The organism is Micromonospora sp. NPDC003241 (genome assembly GCF_053589795.1).
On sequence record NZ_JBSFSO010000009.1, the window covers coordinates 187,986 to 204,659 of the forward strand.

Genomic DNA, 16,674 nt, shown 5'->3' on the forward strand with positions numbered 1-16,674 from the left:
GGGGCTACGCTCGATCACGTGACCGCACGGCTGCCGGTGTTCCCGCTCACCACGGTGCTCTTCCCCGGTTTGGTGCTGCCGCTGCACATCTTCGAGGAGCGCTACCGCGCGCTGGTCCGCCACCTGGTCGACCTGCCACCGGGTACGCCCCGCGAGTTCGGTGTGGTGGCCATCCGCAGTGGCTGGGAGGTGGCTCCCGGCCCCGGCCGGGTCACCCCGGGCACCGGCGAGGTGACGCTGCACGAGGTGGGCTGCACCGCCGAGCTGCGGGAGGTCGCCGAGTTGCCCGACGGCGGGTTCGACATCGTCACCGTGGGCAAGCGACGGTTCCGGGTCACCGAGATCGACTCCGCCTCCGCGCCGTACCTGACGGCCGAGGTGCAGTGGCTGCCCGAGCCGAGTGGCCCGGACGAGGCCGCCTCGTTGCTCGCGGCCCGGGTCACCGCCGTGTTCCGGCAGTACCTCGGGCTGATGCGGGCCGAGCCCGAGCAGCTCAGCGAGCAGTTGCCCGAGGACCCGACGGTGCTCTCCCACCTGGTGGCCGCGACCGCGGCGTTGACCCTGGCCGACCGGCAGCGGCTGCTGGCGATCGACGACACCGCCGCCCGGCTGCGCGCCGAGCTGACGCTGCTCAACCGCGAGGCGGCTCTGCTGCGCCAGGTGCGGGCGGTGCCGGTGCCGCTGGCGGAGCTGGCCACGGCGCCGCCGGCTCCGAACTGACCGGCGGCGGCACCGGCCCGCCCGGGTAGCCGAGCGGCGGTGGCACAGTCCCGTCCGGATAGCCGACCGGCGGTGGCACGGTCCCGCCCGGATAGCCGGCCGGCGGGACGAACCAGGCCGGGTCGGGCTCCGGCTCGGGACGCAGCGACGGCCACCGGGACCAGCCCGCCAGCAGCGTGTACGCCACCGCGGCCCCGAACGCCGGCAGCAGCAGGTTGCCGTGCGGCACCGGCAGCACGCCGAGCACCATCTCGATGCCGCCGGCCCGCAGGTCGGCGGGTTTGGCCAGCCGGGCGCCGTCCGGCGCGCTCTCCAGCAGCCGCTCGTAGCCGCCCAACCCGATGCGCCGCCCCACCTGCCAGGCGACCAGGGCGGCGGCGAGACCACCGGTCACCACGACGACCAGGCCGACCGGCCCCCGGTAGCGCCGCAGCACCAGCCAGACGACGAGCGCGGCGAGCACCCCGAAACCGAGACCGAGCAGGCTGAACCAGCCGTCGGCGGCGATCGGCTGCTCCGGCTGCGCCTGCCCGTAGACGGCCTGACCGGGAGCACTCTTGACCACCGGGGTGGCCGGGGCGAGCACCGCCCAGAGCAGCCCCAGCGGGACACCCAGCAGGCCCATCACGAGCGCCGTCAGGGCACCGGCCCGCAGCGTACGGGCGGGACGGCGCGGCGGTCCGGTCGGCGGCTGCGGGACGGCCGGCGGTACCGGTGCGGGCGGTTCGGCGGCGGGGGTCTCCGGGCTCACCCGTTGATCCTCGCAGTTGCCGTCGGACGCCGTGCACGGTGTCGCCACTCCGCCACCACCGTCGGTGGTGAGCTGCCCGGACGCGTCACCGGCCGAAGGGCTCCAGCATCGCCGCCGCCGCCCGCAGCCACGCCTGCCGGGTCTCGCCCTGGAGTTGGTGGTACTCGATCGAGGAACCGGTCTCCAGCGCCGGGTCGTACGGCACCACGGTCACCGCCCGGGTCCGGGTCGCGAAGTGCCGCTCCAGGTCACCCTGCAACGGCAGCCGGCCCGGCGTCGGGCAGGAGATCAGCGTGACCGCGTTGTCGGCCAGCTCCCCCATCCCCTCCTCGTGCAGCAGGTCGAGCATCCAGTCGGCGCTGAACGCGGCGTCCTCGCGCGGCACGGTGGTGACCACGAGCTGGTCGGCGGCCTGCATGACGGTACGCCAGTTCGGACTCTCCACGTTGTTGCCGGTGTCCACGCAGATCACGTCGTGGGTGCGGCGCAGCAGTTCGAGCACCCGCTTGACGGTGAACTGGTCCAGCCGTTGGGCGAACCGGGGGCTCTCCTCACCGGCCAGCACGTCGTACGAGCCGTCGGAGGCGTGCCGCAGGTAGTCGTCGAGGATCTCCAGCAGCTCCGGTCCCTCGCGGATCTCGATCTGCACCAGGTCGGAGACGAGGTGCCGGATCGTCCGGGCATGCCGGGCGCTGCCGGCGCGCAGCCCGAGGGTGCCCCGCAACTCGTTGTCGTCCCAGGCCAGCACGCCCCGCCCACGTACGCTGCCGACGGTCGCCGCGGCCAGCACGGTCGCGGTGGTCTTGTGCACGCCGCCCTTGGGGTTGGCGAAGGCGATCACCCGAGGGGTGCCCAGGTCCCGCCGCAGCACGGCGGCGGCCCGTTCCAGGTCGCCACCGGGGTTCTGCGCCCGCCACTCGAAGCGTCCCGGGCGACCGCCGACCGCGCCCGGTGGCGCCGCCGGGGGCGCCTGGGCCGGCGGCCCGGGCGGTGCCGTCGGCGGCGCGGGTGCCGGCGGGGAGGGCGGCTGGTAACCACCGTTGTCCAGCAACGCGTACCGCGACTCCACCGGCGGGGCGGCGTGCCGGTAGCCGTTGTCCAGCAACGTGTACCGCGACTCGCTCGGGTCGGCACCCCGTTGGTCGGGGCGGCGCGGCTCAGGGCGGCGCTCGGGACGACGCTGCTCGGGCACCGGCGGATATCCCGGATCACCCGGATAGCCGGGCTCCGGCGGGTGACTCCCGGGCGGCCCGGGGTACGTCGGGGCGGGACGCGGCGGCTCGACCCGGTAGCTCGCCTCGGCCCGGTAACCGGGCTCCACACCGTACGGCTGCCGGTGAGGCGGCGGAGGTCCCATCGGCGGAGGTCCGACCGGTGGCGGTCCCATCGGCGACTGCCCGCCCGGCGGCGGTCCGACCGGCGCCACCCGCCCGGAGTAGCCGGGACCCGGCCCTCGGCGCGGCAGCGGATCGGGCGACGGTGGCGGCTGCTCCTCGTCGGCCTGCCGCTCGGCGGGCTGGTCGCCGCCGCGACCGCCCAGGCGGGCTCGATCCAGCAGCGCCCGCCAACGCGGTGCCGGTTCGGCGGGCCGTCCCCAACCGGTCTCGCTGCCGTCCACGGCTCGCCCTCCCAGCGCTTTGGTTTCCGTCTGACAGGCTACGAACGAAACCCTATTCAGGCCACACCGGGCGACGTACCGATGTGTCCGCAACCGTCACGGTGTCGGGCTCGCTTCGCTCTGCTCGGCGCTGTCCACCGAGGTGGAGGCCGTCTCGCGCGGGATGACCGGGGGTACCGACGAGGGAACCGCCGGTGATGGTGACGAATCCGTCACCTCCGGCGAAGCCGACGCGTCGCGCTCCGGAGTCGACGTCGGCGTCGGCGAACCCGTCGCGGCGGTCGGCATCGGGGACGCGGTGTGACCGTGGTCGATCGGCGGCCGGACGACGTCCTGCTGCTCGGGCAGCGGCGGGGTGAAGACGGTGCGCTCCAACCGCCGTACCTCCGGGGCGGGGTCGACCACCCGCACCCCCGGCCGGGCGGCCACGCCGCGCAACTGCGCCGGTGCGGCCCGGACCACCAGCGCATAGAGACAGGCACAACCGGACCGGTACGCGGTGGCCTCCGCCGCCGCCACCTGCGCGCCGCTCTCGTAGAGCTCGCGCAGCTCGCGCTGCTGCGGTCCACCGCCGCCGAGCGCGGCGGCCCGGGCCCGGTAGTCGGTCGCCTCCTGCTCCTTGCGCTCGGCCAGCCGGGTCATCCCGGCGGTCACGTCCTCCGGCAGCCGCTGGGCGGGGATCCGGACGATCTCGGTCTGCCGGTCCGGCAGCGGCACCCGGCCGAAGACCACCGCCACGCCGACGTCGCCGACGACCGCCGCGAGCGACTGCGGCGTGCGGTACTCGGTCAACGAGACCAGCGCGTACGTGCCGTCGGTGCGGGACGCGCCGCCCAGCGCGGCCAGGTCCGCCGCGGCGGTGCGTTCGTAGCCGGGGATGGAGTCACCGTCGGAGACCCCGACCCGGGTCACCTCACCGACGGTGCGGTCCGGCACCGGTGGGCCGTTGGTGGCGAGCACGGCGGTGGTCAGCACGGCGGCGCAGGACAGCACCGCCACCCAGCCGAGCAGCGGGACCCGGGTCGGCCCGTGGCCGAGCCGGGTCATCGCGGCGGCGAGACGGGGCAGCAGCCGCTGGTCCAACTGCCGCAGCAGGTCGCCGGCACGCACGGGCAGCCCCCTCGTCGGGTCGGTCTCCACGGGTGGGGCGCGTCAGTCGCGGAGGAGTTCCAGCGCACGTCCCAGGTCGTCAGGGTAGTCGCTGACGAAGCGGACCTCGTCCCCCGTACGGGGGTGCTGGAAGCTCAACTCTCTGGCATGCAACCACTGCCGATCCAGTTCGAGCCGGGCGGCGAGCGTCGGGTCCGCACCGTACGTCAGGTCACCGACGCAGGGGTGCCGCAGAGTGGAGAAGTGCACCCGGATCTGGTGGGTGCGACCGGTCTCCAACCGGACGTCGACCAGACTGGCCGACGGGAACGCCTCGATCGTGTCGTAGTGGGTGATGCTGGGCTTGCCGCCGGAGACCACCGCCCAGCGGTAGTCGTGGTGCGGGTGCCGGTCGATCGGGGCGTCCACGGTGCCCCGCAGCGGGTCCAGGTGGCCCTGCACCACCGCGTGGTACCGCTTCTCCACCTCGCGGTACTTGAAGGCCCGCTTCAGCACGCTGTACGCCTGCTCGCTCTTGGCCACCACCATCACGCCGGTGGTGCCGACGTCGAGCCGGTGCACCACGCCCTGGCGCTCGGCCGCGCCGCTGGTGGCGATGGTGTGCCCGATCGCGGCCAGCCCGCCGATCACCGTCGGGCCGCTCCAACCCGGGCTCGGGTGCGCCGCCACGCCGACCGGCTTGTCCACCACCACGATGTCGTCGTCGGCGTGGACCACCCGCAGTCCCGGCACCGCCTGCGGCACCACCACCGGCGCGGTGGCCGGCGGCGGCAGCGTCACCTCCAGCCAGGAGCCCGCCCGGACCTTGTGCGAGTTGGGCCGTACCGCGCCGTCGACCAGCGCCGCGCCGTCGTCGACGAGCGCGGCGGCGGCGGTACGGGAGAGGCCGAACAGTCGGGCGACGGCCTGGTCCAGCCGCATCCCGTCGAGACCGTCGGGGACGGGCAGGCTGCGGTGGTCGCCGCCGGCGGCGAAGGTGGCCGTCATGCCCGCTCCCGCCGTCCGTCGTCGGTCGTCGGTCGCTCGGCCCGGGGCCCCGGACCGGCGTCGTCGCCGGGCGGCGTCGCGTCGTCGGTCCCGGCCGCCGGTGCGGGCGGCTCCTCGCCGACGGCCCGGGTGCCGTCGCGCTGCCGGCCGGTGAACTCCAGGCCGACGGCGAGCACGACACCGCAGACCAGGGCGCTGTCCGCGATGTTGAAGATCGGGAAGACCCGGCCGTACGGGTCGAAGACGCTGATCATGTCGACCACGTGCCCGACGAACCAGCCCGGTGCCCGGAAGATCCGGTCGATCAGGTTGCCGGTCACACCGCCGACCACCAGGCCGAGCGAGATCGCCCACGGCACCGAACGCAGCGTCCGCGCCATCCAGGCGATCCAGCCCAGGACGCCGAGCCCGATCACCGGGAAGATGAAGGTGTAGTCCGAACCCATGCTCCACGCGGCCCCGCTGTTGCGGGTCAGCGAGAAGTACAGCGCGCCGCCGAGCAGGCGTACCGGCTCCCGGTCGCTCAGCTCCTGCAAGGCCAGGTGCTTGGTGAACAGGTCGACCGCCACCGCGAACAGCGCGAGGCTGAGCAGGATCGTGACCGGCCGGCGCCGCGACTTCGTGGCGGCGCCCGGCTCGGCGGTGCCGGGCCCCGCGGGCGGTGCTGCGCTCATTCGCTCCCCATCGACGATCGCGGCGGTGCTGTCGCACCGCCGCGCACCAGTGCCGGGGAGACAGCCGTCAGCGCCGCTCCTCCAGCTGCTTGCAGGTCACGCAGAGAGTGGCCGACGGGAACGCGGCCAGGCGCTCCACCGGGATGGGGTTGCCGCACCGCGCGCACCAGCCGTAACCACCTTCGTCGAGCCGCTCCAGCGCGCGCTCGACCTGCGTGATCCGTTCCAGGATGCTGTTGGCGAGGGAGATCTCCTGCTCCCGCTCGAGCGTCTTGGTGCCGGTGTCGGCCTGGTCGTCCCCGGCCGAGTCGGTCAGGCGGTCGCGCTGCAGCTCGGTGATCTCGCTCAGCGTCTGATCGTACTCGGCGCGCAACTCGTCATGGCGGGCCGCCAGCGCGGCACGGATCTTCTCGGTCTCCGCGGCACTGCGGGTGGACTTCGGCGCTGGCTTGCGGCCTGCGGTCCTGGTGTCGGCTGGCTTGGCCATAGTCGCTCCCTCGGCCACGGCACCACGGGAAATCCGCGGCGCCTGGACAGGGGCCGCCGGCATCGGCTGCCCCAGGTACAAAACGGGCGCGCGGCGAACTGGCCGCGCACTCCGGAGGTTGGCAAGGATACGGAACGTACAGGCGTCCGACAATCTGCCGCACCGAAACGCCCTATCCGCCCCGATTCATGCCATTACCGGGGCAGGGGGAACGCTAGCAGATCGCGACCACGTCGCCGGCCGGTTCGCCGTCCTCGTCCCCCGGTCCACCGTCGACGATGGAGGCTGTCAGCGGGAGGTCGTGGTCCGCGACTCGGGTGGCGGTGCCGGTCAACCGGGCGGGTCCGCACCGTCGCGCAGCCGGGACAACCGCGACACCGGATCCGGCCCGGCGTCGGCGACCAGGAAGAGTTTGTCGCGGCTGGCCGCGCCCGCCCGCAGCGACACGGCCGCCGGCCGCACACCGAGCGCCTCGGCCAACGCCCGGCGCGCCGCCTCGGTGGCGCGTCCGTCCACCGCCCGAGCGTTGACGGCGATCACCAGGGCGGGACCGTGCGGACCGTCGAACCGGCCGCCCACCCGGGCACGGGACGCCCCGGGCTTCACCCGTACGGCGACGGTGAGCACCTCGGCCACGGCTCAGCGGCGGCCGGACTCGGAGAGCAGGACGGTGCCGGGGGTGCAGAGCCCGCACGGTGTGAAGCCGAGCTCCGCCGCCTCGGCGGCGGGCAGCGGCTCGTGGTCGCGCCCGACCAGATGCACGCACTCGGCCAGGTGATAGCGGGGTCGCCCGTCGACCACCCGGACCTCGTCCGGCAGCCGGGCCAGCCGTGCGGCCTGCTCCGGCGTGATCTGCTGGGCGGCCGGCTCGTCGTCGTACCCGTCGACCACCGCGCCCTCGACCGGGGCCTCCGCCTCGACCGTCACCGGCGAACCGGGTGGTTGCCGCCACCCGGAGTCGCCGGTGTCGACGGTCGGCGGGACGTGCTGCGTCGGGATGCCCGACGGACTTTCCTGGACGGCCGAGCCGGTGGCGTCGTCCGGTGCCCGGTCACCACGGGCCGCCGCGCGACCGGTGGCGGCCTGGCGGGCGCCGGTGACCAGGGCGACGGCAGCCAGCAGGCTGGCACCGATCGAGACGACCAGCAGCGGACTGGAGCCGCCGGCCAGACCGAGCACCAGCAGCACCACGGCGACGAGGATGAGCGCCAGACTGACGACTATCACCGCTCACCCCCGCCGCGTCGTACCGATGAGGCAGGGCGGGCGACCGCCGTGTCGACGACGGCCACCGGCCCGAATCAGCGACCGGCCTCGAGAGCGCCGGAGCGACCGCCGCCGTAGGACCCGGCGAGCCCGGCGGCGGCCAGGCCGTTGCCGGCGGCCCGGGTGCCGTCCCCGCGGGTCATCTCGGCCTCCAGGCCCTGACCGCGACCGTCGAGGTCCCGCAGCTGGCTCTCCAGGTACGCCTTGAGCCGGGTGCGGTACTCGCGCTCGAACTGCTTGAGCTCCTCGATGTGCTTCTGCAGCGCGGTGCGCTTGGCGTCCAGGCCGCCCATGGCCTCCTGGTGCCGCTGGCGGGCATCCCGCTCCAGCGCGTCGGCCTTGGCCCGCGCCTCACGGGTGACCTCCTCGGCCTTGGAACGGGCCTCGGAGAGCAGCTGGTCGGCCTCGCGGCGCGCGTCGGAGACGTGGTCGTCCGCCGTGCGCTGGGCCATCATCAGCACCCGCAGCGCCTGCTGCTCGCCGTCGCCGCCCGGCACCGCACCACCGGCGGAGCGGGTCTGCTCCAGCTCGGCCTGCATCGCGCGCGCGGCCTGCTCGGCGGCGGCCTTGTCCCGCTGCACGCGGTCGAGCTGCGCCTTGACGTCGTTGAGCTCGGCGGCGAGGCGGGCGTCGCCACCGGGACCGGCCGGGGCGCCACCCCGACCGCCGCGCTCCACCTGGGCGCGCAGCTCGTTGTTCTCCTCGATCAGACGGGCGAGTTCGCGCTCGACCTCGTCCAGGAAGGCGTCGACCTCCTCCTCGTCATAGCCCCGCTTGCCGATCGGCGGCTTCTTGAAGGCGACGTTATGGACGTCGGCCGGGGTCAGCGGCATCGAAACTCCTCGGGTCAGTTGCGGCCGCGATAGCGCGTCGGTCATCAGGCGGTCCTGATGATCGCCGGCTCTAACACAAACCTCATCAGCACGAACAGGATAACCAGGAGCACAAGGGAGGCCAGGTCGATGCTCACGGTACCAATTCGCAGCGGAGGGATCACACGCCTCAACGCCCAGAGCGGGGGATCAGTGACGCTCCACACGGATTCCAGTCCGGCCGATGCTCCGCGACCAGGTTGCCAACGCCGCCCGTACTGCAGGACGGCGCTCAACACGAAACGGGCCAAAAGAACGATCAGAAAGACATACGTGATCAGGTAGAGAACCTGTAGCAAGATCGACAACACGGCTTGTGGCGTCCCTCGGGTCGGGCGGGTCAACTCAGGCTGAAGAACCCACCCTCAGCGATCTTGGCCTTGTCCTCCGCGGTGACCTGGACGTTGGCCGGCGAGAGTAGGAACACCCGGTTGGTCACGCGCTCGATCGTACCGCGCAGTCCGAACGCCAACCCGGCGGCGAAGTCCACCAGACGGCGGGCATCCGCCTCGTCCATCTCGGTGAGGTTGATGATCACGGGTACGCCGTCCCGGAAGTGCTCGCCGATGGTCCGCGCCTCCCGGTAGGTGGTCGGGTGCAGCGTGGTGATCTGGTAGCGCTGCTCCTCCTCGGGCATCACCCGCTCACGCGGCTGCACCTGCGGCGCCAGGGCCAGGTTGTCCCGGGTGTGGTAGCTGTTCGCACCGGACGACTCGGCGGACGCCCGGGTGATCGACCGCACGCTGGACCGCTCGGCCCGCTCCGGCCGCTCCGACTCCAGCCGCTCGGAGTCGCCGAGGCGACCTCCGGCACGCTCGCTCAACCGCCCCCGGTCTCCGAGCCGCGGCCGCGGCGCGGGCGCCTCCTCCACCTCGTCGTCGTCATCGTCGGCGAACTCCTCGGCGTACCGGCTCTGCCGGTAACGCGACTCGCGGTAGCCACCCTTGTCGTAGCCACCGTCGTCGTAGGCCCGCTCCTCGTCCTCTTCGACCAGTCCGAGCCAGACCCCCGCCTTGCGCAGTGCACCCATCCCCGCGCCCTTCCCGTCCGCCGTGCGGCACACGCCCCCGCCGTGTCGCCTGTCGCGAGTGGGCCGTTCCTGCCCACTGGACCGGAACGGCAATCCTCCGACGCGCAATTCGCGTTGCACGTCACGCCCCCCGTGGCGAGGAAGACCGTTCCCGCAAACAACACTGATGTAATTTGCTTCTCTCGCGGCCAGGCTACCGCAGCGTGGGACGCATTCCGAGCAACGCGCTACCGACGCGGACATGTGTCGCGCCGTGAGCGATCGCCGCCTCCAGGTCGCCGCTCATGCCCGCCGAGAGCACCGTGGCGCCCGGATGCGCGGCGCGCACCTGCGCGGCGAGGTCGGCCAGTCGGGCGAACGCCCGCTCCGGCTCCCAGCCCAGCGGCGCCACCGCCATCAGACCGGCCAGCCGCAGGCCCTGGGCCGCGGCCACCGCCTCGGTGACCGGACCGAGCCCCAGATCCGGGTCGGCGCAGGACGGCACCGCCCCGCCCCGGGACGGGTCGCCGTCGATGCTGACCTGCACCAACACCTCCAACGGGCGGTCCCGTCCGCCGGCCGCGGCGGCCACCGTGGACGCCAGCCGGACGCTGTCGACGGACTGGACCATGTCGGCGTACCGGAGCACCGACTTCACCTTGTTACGTTGCAGCCGGCCGACGAAGTGCCAGCGGGGCGCGACCCCGGCCGCGGCGACCTCGGCGGCCTTCGGAGCCGCCTCCTGGTCGCGGTTCTCCCCCACGTCGGTCACGCCGAGCCCGGCCAACGCGACCACGTCCGCGGCCGGGTAGGTCTTGGTCACCGCGATCATCGTCACGTCGGCGCGGTCCCGGCCCGCGGCGGCACAGGCGTCGGCGATACGGGCGCGCACCCGGGCCAGCCCGGCGGCCAGTTCGGCACGCCGGTCGGGTCGCACCAGTGCGGGGCTGTCGGTCATCGGCGCCGCTCAGGACCCGTTCTTGAGGAAGTCGGGCACGTCGACGTCGTCGAACAGCACCCGACGCGGCGACTGCGTCGGCGCCGGCACGGCGGGCGACGACACGGCCTGGGTGCTCGGCTGCGCCGGCTGGTTCTGGTTCGTCTTGCGCGTCGGCTCGGCCGCCTTGTACGCCGGAGTGCCACCGTCGAAGCCTGCGGCTATCACGGTCACCCGCACCTCGTCACCGAGGGCGTCGTCGATCACCGCGCCGAAGATGATGTTGGCGTCCGGGTGCGCCGCGTCGGTGACCAGCTGAGCGGCGTCGTTGATCTCGAACAGCCCCAGGTCGGAGCCGCCCGCGATGGAGAGCAGCACACCGCGCGCGCCGTCCATGCTCTGCTCCAGCAGCGGGCTGGAGATGGCCGCCTCGGCGGCCTCCACGGCGCGGTTCTCGCCGCGCGCGCTGCCGATGCCCATCAGCGCGCTGCCGGCGCCGCTCATCACGCTCTTGACGTCCGCGAAGTCCAGGTTGATCAGACCCGGCGTGGTGATCAGGTCGGTGATGCCCTGGACACCGGAGAGCAGCACCTGGTCGGCGGTGCGGAACGCGTCCATCATGCTGATGTTGCGGTCGCCGAGGGCCAGCAGCCGGTCGTTGGGGATGACGATCAGGGTGTCGCACTGGTTGCGCAGCTCGTCGATGCCGGCCTCGGCCTGCACCTGACGACGCTTGCCCTCGAAGGAGAACGGACGGGTCACCACACCGATGGTCAGCGCGCCCAGCTTTCGGGCGATGTTCGCCACCACCGGAGCGCCACCGGTGCCGGTGCCACCGCCCTCGCCGCAGGTCACGAAGACCATGTCGGCGCCCTTGAGCACCTCCTCGATCTCGTCGCGGTGGTCCTCGGCGGCGTTCTTGCCGACGTCCGGGTTGGCCCCGGCGCCGAGGCCCCGGGTCAGTTCGCGACCGACGTCGAGCTTCACGTCGGCGTCGCTCATCAGCAACGCCTGCGCGTCCGTGTTGATCGCGATGAACTCGACGCCCTTGAGCCCAACCTCGATCATCCGGTTGACGGCGTTGACGCCGCCGCCCCCGATGCCGACGACCTTGATGACCGCCAGGTAGTTGTGCGGAGGTGTCATCTCCGGTCCTTTCCCTTCGAGATTGGCTGCTCCCCGACCGGCTTCGGCGTGGCCAGACCTGCGGTCGACTCGGCTGTCACCCAGCGAGGGCGCGAGGCAAACCCTCACCCTCTACTAGAGGGTTACAGTTATGTCAACCACTGATCCTCTTCCGGGCAACGTAAGCGCAGCCGAGCGATGTGCCAAGGACCTTTCCGGCGTGTCGCCGGTGGAGCGGGACGCTTCACAGCCTGATCGGCCACTCACCGGAAGGTCACCACGTCCGGCGCGCTGACGTCGATCCGGTCGGCCTCCTCGCCGAGCAACGCGGTGGCGACCCGGGCCTTGTCCGCCCCGCGTGTCGCGTCACCCCAGAAGACCGTGCGGTCGTCGCGCAGCAGCACGCTGATCCGGGCCAGCCCCTCGACCCGGACCTCCGCCAGCTCACCGCGCAACTGCGGAGTGAGCTCGCCGAGCACCGTCAGCCCCGCCCGGGTGTCCGGATCGTCCGGCCCGGCGGCGGCCAGGCGCAGCAGCGGCAGCCCGTCCGGCCGCTGCGGCACCGTCCGGAACGCCACCCCGGCCGCGTCGATCACGTCGAACTGCTGATCGCGCGGCACCACCGCCACGCCGGTCCGCTCCGTCAGCCGCACCACCAGCCCGTCCGGCCAGTCCCGGTGCACGGTGGCCCGCTCCACCGGCGGCAGGGTGCCGATCCGGGCGGCCAGCTCGGCCAGGTCGACCCGGGCCAGCGGCGCGCCGTCGGACACCCCGGCCGCCTCCCGCACCTGCACGGCCGTGACCAGCTCGGCGCCCTCCACCCGCATCTCGCGTACCCCGAACAGGCCGGTGCCGAGCAGCGTCCACGCGACCAGACCGGCGAGGGCGAGCACGCCACCGGCCACCGCCCAGGGCAGCGCGGCGCGCATCCGCCGACGCCGGGCCCGGGCCATGAACCGCCGGGTGGAGGCGGGCACCGCGTCCCGGCCGGCCCGGACCAGTTGCCACCGCCGGGTGGGACGGCGACCTCCGCCGCCGTCCACACCGGTGCCGCGCCCGCGCGCCGGGCCGGGACTCATTCCGCCGTACGGTCCACGCCGAGCGCCGTGCCACCACCGGCCGCCACCTGCGCACCGGCGGCCCGCGCGGTCAGCGCGACCAGCAGCTCGTCACCCATCAGCGAGATCGGCGGGGCGCCCATGGTCACCACCACGTCGCCGGGGCGGGCCCGACGGGCCACCTCCACCGGCGCGTCCTCCCACGAGTCGACGAAGACCTTCTGCTCCGCCGGCAGCCCCACCGCCGCGATCAGCGCCGCCGACCCCTCGCCCGGGCCGCGCAGCTCACCCGGGCCGAAGACCTCCAGCAGCACCAGCTCGTCGGCGATCGCGAGCGCCTCGGCGATCTCCGCCTGCAGGTCGCGGGTGCGGTAGAGCCGGTAGGGCTGGAAGACGACGATCACCCGCCCCTCCCCGGCCACCTCCCGCAGCGTCCGCAGGGCCAGCGTCATCGAGGTGGGGTGGTAGGCGTACTCGTCGTAGACGAGCACCCCGTCCACCACGCCCTTGCGCTCGAACCGTCGGCGGACGCCGGGGAAGGCCGCCAGCGCGGCCTCGGCCGCCGTCAGCGGCAGCTCCAGCAGGTACGTCGCCAGCACCGCCGAGGCGCTGTTCAGCCCCATGTGCCGGCCCGGCACCGGCAGCCGGAACTCACCCAGCGACCGGCCGTCGATGTGGGCCCGGTAGCGCACCCCCTGGGCCGACGACACGATGTCGCTCAACCGCAGGTCGGCGTCGTCGGCCTCGCCGTAGGTGTAGACCCGACGCCCCTCGGCGCGCAGCGTGGCCGCCAGCCGCCGACCGCCCGGGTCGTCGGCGCAGGTGATGACGTAGCCCGCCGGGTCGGTGAGCCGGGCGAACTCGGCGAAGGCCGCCTCCAGGGTGGCCAGGTCGCCGTAGGTGTTCAGGTGGTCGGCCTCGACGTTCGTGATGATCGAGACGAACGGCCGGTAGATGAGGAACGAGCGGTCGCTCTCGTCCGCCTCGACCACGAAGTGCTCACCGGTGCCGTGGTGCGCGCCGGAGCCGCCCTCGGAGATCTCCCCGCCGATCACGAAGGACGGATCGGTGCCGGCCCGCTGGAGCACCATGGTCACCATGGAGGTGGTGGTGGTCTTGCCGTGCGTACCGGCCACCGCCACCGTGCGCCGGCCGGTCATCGCCGCCGCGAGCGCCTCCGACCGGTGCAGCACCCGCAGGCCGCGCTCCCGCGCCTCGACCATCTCCAGGTGGTCGGCGGGAATGGCCGAGGAGTAGACGACGGTGTCCACACCGTCCAGGTTGGTCGCCTCGTGGGTCATGTGGATCGTCCCGCCGAGTGCCCGCAGACCGGCCAGCGACGGCCACTCCCGCAACTCGCTGCCGGAGACCGGCAACCCCCGGGTGAGGAAGAGCCGGGCCAGACCGCTCATCCCGACGCCACCCACCCCGATCAGGTGAATGTGGCCCAGGTCCTCGGCGGTCAGCGTGCCGGCCGGGCTGAACGTGGTCATCTGAGCCAACCTTTCGTTCGCGACTGCGCGGCTCGGGAGTCCGGTCGCCTCACCGGTTCACCGCCTCGTAGACGAAGTTCAGCAGCGCCTCGTCGCCGTCGCGCCGGCCGTACGCGGCGGCGGCGTTACCCATGGCGTGCAGCCGCTGCGGGTCGCGGACCAGCGGGATCACCGTCCGCTCCAGCCAGTCCGGGGTCAGCTCGGCGTCGTCGACCAGCAGCCCGCCACCGGCCTCCACTACCGGCAGCGCGTTGCGCTTCTGCTCCTGGTTGCTGTGCGGGTAGGGCACGTAGATGGTCGGCAGGCCGATCGCGGCCACCTCGGCACAGGTCATCGCCCCGCCCCGGCCCAGCATCAGGTCCGCGGCGGCGTACCCGGCGTCCATGTCGGACAGGTACGGCAGGGTCACGTACGGCACCGGCAGGTCGGTCGGGATCGGCACCGGCTCGTTGCGGGCCCCCATCACGTGCAGCACCTGGATGCCGTTGCGGGCCAACTCCTTGGCCGCCCCGGCCACCGCGAGGTTGATCGACCGGGCGCCCTGGGAACCACCGGCGACGAAGAGCACCGGCAGGTCGGGGCGGAGCCCGAAGTGGGCGCGGGCGGCGTTGCGCACGGCCGCCCGGTCCAGCCCGGCGATGGCCCGGCGCAGCGGCACTCCGACCACCCGCGCGTCGCGCAGCGACTCGGCCTGGGCCGGCTGGTGCGGGAAGCCGACCGCGACGTGCTTGGTGAACTTCATGCCCAGCCGGTTGGCCACCCCCGGCGGCACGTTCACCTCGTGGATCACGATGGGCAGTTCCCGCCGCCACGCGGCCAGGTACGCCGGCACCGACACGTACCCGCCGAAGCCGACCACCGCGTCGGCGCGCACCTCGTCGATCACCTTGCCGGCGGCGCGGGCCGCGGTCCACATCCGGCCCGGGGTGCGGACCAGGTTCAGGTTGACCGACCGGGGCAACTGGTAGGCCGGGATGTTGCGCAGGTCGTAGCCGGCCGGCGGGATCAGCTCGTTCTCCAGGCCCTTGGGTGTGCCGAGGCAGGTGATCCGGACGCCGGGGTCGTGTCGGCGAAGGCAGTCGGCGAAGGCGAGCAGCGGGTAGATGTGCCCCCCGGTGCCACCTCCTGCGAGCACCACCGAACGCAGCGGACCCATCAACGTCTCCTCTCGTCCGCCGACCCGCCACGGCCCCGGCTCTCCCGGGTGCCACGCGGTGCGGCCTGGTCGTCCCTGCGCCGCTTGCGTGCCTGGGGTACGGACCCACGGGCAGCCGTCGGCGGCGCCGCGCGGCGGCGCCGGCCGGGAAGCGGCGGCAACGGAGCCCACACTAGTCGGACCCACCGGGCCGGCGGACGGGCATGCAGTGCCCGGGCCGCATCGGGTTCCGCCCGGGCGAAAGAGGCCAGCATGCCGACCGCCGCGAGCGTGACGACCAGTGCGCTGCCCCCGTCGGAGATGAACGGCAGCGGCACGCCGGTCAGCGGCAGCAGGCCGATCACGCCGCCCATGTTGATGAACGCCTGGCCGACCAGCCACGCGGTGGCCCCGGCGGCGGCCAGGCGGCGGAACGGGTCGTCCACCCGGCGGGCGATCCGCAGGCCGGTGTAGGCGAGCACGGCGAACAGGACCACCACCACCGCGCAGCCGACCACGCCGAGTTCCTCGGCGATGACCGCGAAGATGAAGTCGTTCTCGGCCGCCGGCAGCCAGGCCCACTTGGTACGCCCCTGGCCGAGGCCGGTGCCGAACCAGCCGCCGTTGACGATGGCGTAGCGGGCCTGGACCATCTGGTAACAGAGCGCGTCGCGGCAGTCGTCCAGCGGCGGCGGGTTGAAGAAGACGGTGAGCCGGGCCAGCCGGTAGTTCTCCTCACCGCGGACGCCGGACCCGGCGCCGAGCGAGGCCACCGCGACCAACAGGCCGATGCCGGCCAGACCGATCGCGCCGAGCGCGGCGAAGATCCGCAACCGCACCCCGGCCGCCCAGAGCAGGCCGACCACCAGGGCCAGCAGACACAGCATGCTGCCCAGGTCGTTGTAGCCGACCAGGACGAACATCAGGGCCACCACCGGGAACAACGGGGTCGCCAGCTCCCGCCACCAGCCCAGCGCCGCGCCCTTGCGGGCCAGCACGTACGCCCCCCACAGCACCAGGGCGAACTTGGCCAGCTCGGAAGGTTGCAGGCCGAAGCCGAACACGTACAGCCAGAGCAGGTCGGCCTCCAGCGGGCCGATCCGGGGCTCGCCGTCGGTCAGCCGCCCGTACGCCTCCAGGAGGTTCAGCACCACCAGCAGTCCCACCGAGACGGCCAGCGCCGGGCGACCCAGCGACCGGTAGGTGCTGGCGGGCAGCCGCTGGCAGGCCCAGAACACCACGATGCCGATCACCGCGAAGATCGCCTGCCTGGTCAGCGACGTCGAGGCGCTCCCGCCCTGCGCGTAGTCGCGCACGCTGGTGGCCGAGAAGACCATGGTCAGGCCGATCAGCAGCAGCAGTCCGGCGCTGGCGAGCAGCAGGTGGTAGGAGGCCAGCGGCCGGGACAACAGACCACGCAGCGCGGCCAACC

18 protein-coding genes are annotated in these 16,674 nt (G+C 73.4%); 1 reads left to right on the plus strand and 17 read right to left on the minus strand.

What is annotated here, in order from left to right; translation table 11 throughout:
• Positions 1-18: 18 nt before the first annotated feature.
• The gene (locus tag ACWDVW_RS10810) at positions 19-720 is read left to right on the plus strand and encodes an LON peptidase substrate-binding domain-containing protein (RefSeq protein ID WP_449946767.1); all 702 of its coding nucleotides are present in this window, start codon (positions 19-21) and stop codon (positions 718-720) included.
• Here ACWDVW_RS10810 and ACWDVW_RS10815 read toward each other — a convergent pair.
• The 17 genes from ACWDVW_RS10815 to ACWDVW_RS10895 form a co-directional block, all read right to left on the minus strand.
• The gene (locus tag ACWDVW_RS10815) at positions 632-1,471 is read right to left on the minus strand and encodes a DUF2567 domain-containing protein (RefSeq protein WP_449946769.1); all 840 of its coding nucleotides are present in this window, start codon (positions 1,469-1,471) and stop codon (positions 632-634) included. The genes ACWDVW_RS10810 and ACWDVW_RS10815 overlap by 89 nt on opposite strands.
• Positions 1,472-1,556: 85 nt before the next feature.
• Positions 1,557-3,089, minus strand: a complete 1,533-nt coding sequence (locus ACWDVW_RS10820) for a MinD/ParA family ATP-binding protein (RefSeq protein ID WP_449946771.1) — start codon at positions 3,087-3,089, stop codon at positions 1,557-1,559.
• Positions 3,090-3,185: 96 nt separating this feature from the next.
• Positions 3,186-4,199 (minus strand): hypothetical protein, encoded by a 1,014-nt coding sequence (locus tag ACWDVW_RS10825; RefSeq protein WP_449946773.1) that lies wholly within the window; start codon positions 4,197-4,199, stop codon positions 3,186-3,188.
• A gap of 42 nt (positions 4,200-4,241) precedes the next feature.
• Entirely contained in the window at positions 4,242-5,186 is a 945-nt protein-coding gene (locus ACWDVW_RS10830; RefSeq protein ID WP_449946774.1) for an RluA family pseudouridine synthase, read from the minus strand.
• The gene (locus tag ACWDVW_RS10835; protein WP_350696382.1) at positions 5,183-5,860 is read right to left on the minus strand and encodes a signal peptidase II; all 678 of its coding nucleotides are present in this window, start codon (positions 5,858-5,860) and stop codon (positions 5,183-5,185) included. Before ACWDVW_RS10835 ends, ACWDVW_RS10830 begins: the two co-directional genes overlap by 4 nt.
• A 67-nt stretch (positions 5,861-5,927) precedes the next feature.
• A complete protein-coding gene (locus ACWDVW_RS10840) occupies positions 5,928-6,347 on the minus strand; it encodes a TraR/DksA family transcriptional regulator (RefSeq protein ID WP_117227075.1) in 420 nt (139 codons plus the stop codon).
• Between the two features lie 330 nt (positions 6,348-6,677).
• Positions 6,678-6,983 carry a DUF167 domain-containing protein gene (locus tag ACWDVW_RS10845; protein ID WP_396742637.1) on the minus strand — a complete coding sequence of 102 codons (306 nt, stop codon included), beginning with the start codon at positions 6,981-6,983 and terminating at the stop codon, positions 6,678-6,680.
• 3 nt (positions 6,984-6,986) lie between these two features.
• Positions 6,987-7,574 (minus strand): hypothetical protein, encoded by a 588-nt coding sequence (locus ACWDVW_RS10850; RefSeq protein ID WP_449946776.1) that lies wholly within the window; start codon positions 7,572-7,574, stop codon positions 6,987-6,989.
• Positions 7,575-7,648: 74 nt separating this feature from the next.
• Positions 7,649-8,446 carry a DivIVA domain-containing protein gene (locus tag ACWDVW_RS10855; protein WP_117227072.1) on the minus strand — a complete coding sequence of 266 codons (798 nt, stop codon included), beginning with the start codon at positions 8,444-8,446 and terminating at the stop codon, positions 7,649-7,651.
• Positions 8,447-8,490: 44 nt separating this feature from the next.
• Positions 8,491-8,796 (minus strand): YggT family protein, encoded by a 306-nt coding sequence (locus tag ACWDVW_RS10860; protein WP_111212523.1) that lies wholly within the window; start codon positions 8,794-8,796, stop codon positions 8,491-8,493.
• Between the two features lie 29 nt (positions 8,797-8,825).
• Positions 8,826-9,515, minus strand: coding sequence for a cell division protein SepF (locus ACWDVW_RS10865; protein ID WP_449946779.1), 690 nt, complete (start codon positions 9,513-9,515; stop codon positions 8,826-8,828).
• A gap of 193 nt (positions 9,516-9,708) precedes the next feature.
• On the minus strand, positions 9,709-10,452 hold the full coding sequence (locus tag ACWDVW_RS10870; protein ID WP_449946781.1) for a YggS family pyridoxal phosphate-dependent enzyme: 744 nt from the start codon (positions 10,450-10,452) through the stop codon (positions 9,709-9,711).
• Positions 10,453-10,461: 9 nt separating this feature from the next.
• Positions 10,462-11,577 (minus strand): cell division protein FtsZ, encoded by a 1,116-nt coding sequence (gene ftsZ / locus ACWDVW_RS10875; protein ID WP_449946783.1) that lies wholly within the window; start codon positions 11,575-11,577, stop codon positions 10,462-10,464.
• 242 nt (positions 11,578-11,819) lie between these two features.
• Positions 11,820-12,599: a cell division protein FtsQ/DivIB gene (locus tag ACWDVW_RS10880; RefSeq protein WP_449946812.1), complete on the minus strand. Its 780-nt coding sequence runs from the start codon at positions 12,597-12,599 to the stop codon at positions 11,820-11,822.
• A gap of 32 nt (positions 12,600-12,631) precedes the next feature.
• A complete protein-coding gene (murC, locus tag ACWDVW_RS10885; protein ID WP_449946785.1) occupies positions 12,632-14,107 on the minus strand; it encodes a UDP-N-acetylmuramate--L-alanine ligase in 1,476 nt (491 codons plus the stop codon).
• 49 nt (positions 14,108-14,156) lie between these two features.
• The gene (gene murG / locus ACWDVW_RS10890; protein WP_449946787.1) at positions 14,157-15,263 is read right to left on the minus strand and encodes an undecaprenyldiphospho-muramoylpentapeptide beta-N-acetylglucosaminyltransferase; all 1,107 of its coding nucleotides are present in this window, start codon (positions 15,261-15,263) and stop codon (positions 14,157-14,159) included.
• Positions 15,263-16,672, minus strand: coding sequence for an FtsW/RodA/SpoVE family cell cycle protein (locus ACWDVW_RS10895; RefSeq protein WP_449946814.1), 1,410 nt, complete (start codon positions 16,670-16,672; stop codon positions 15,263-15,265). Before ACWDVW_RS10895 ends, murG begins: the two co-directional genes overlap by 1 nt.
• Positions 16,673-16,674 lie beyond the last annotated feature (2 nt).

What these genes read in the sequence shown, in the direction of transcription:
- ACWDVW_RS10830 (WP_449946774.1), bottom strand. Translation starts at nt 5,186, where the DNA reads ATGACGGCCACCTTCGCCGCCGGCGGCGACCACCGCAGCCTGCCCGTC.
- ACWDVW_RS10835 (WP_350696382.1), bottom strand. Translation starts at nt 5,860, where the DNA reads ATGAGCGCAGCACCGCCCGCGGGGCCCGGCACCGCCGAGCCGGGCGCC.
- ACWDVW_RS10840 (WP_117227075.1), bottom strand. Translation starts at nt 6,347, where the DNA reads ATGGCCAAGCCAGCCGACACCAGGACCGCAGGCCGCAAGCCAGCGCCG.
- ACWDVW_RS10855 (WP_117227072.1), bottom strand. Translation starts at nt 8,446, where the DNA reads ATGCCGCTGACCCCGGCCGACGTCCATAACGTCGCCTTCAAGAAGCCG.
- ACWDVW_RS10865 (WP_449946779.1), bottom strand. Translation starts at nt 9,515, where the DNA reads ATGGGTGCACTGCGCAAGGCGGGGGTCTGGCTCGGACTGGTCGAAGAG.
- ACWDVW_RS10870 (WP_449946781.1), bottom strand. Translation starts at nt 10,452, where the DNA reads ATGACCGACAGCCCCGCACTGGTGCGACCCGACCGGCGTGCCGAACTG.
- ftsZ (WP_449946783.1), bottom strand. Translation starts at nt 11,577, where the DNA reads ATGACACCTCCGCACAACTACCTGGCGGTCATCAAGGTCGTCGGCATC.
- murC (WP_449946785.1), bottom strand. Translation starts at nt 14,107, where the DNA reads ATGACCACGTTCAGCCCGGCCGGCACGCTGACCGCCGAGGACCTGGGC.
- murG (WP_449946787.1), bottom strand. Translation starts at nt 15,263, where the DNA reads ATGGGTCCGCTGCGTTCGGTGGTGCTCGCAGGAGGTGGCACCGGGGGG.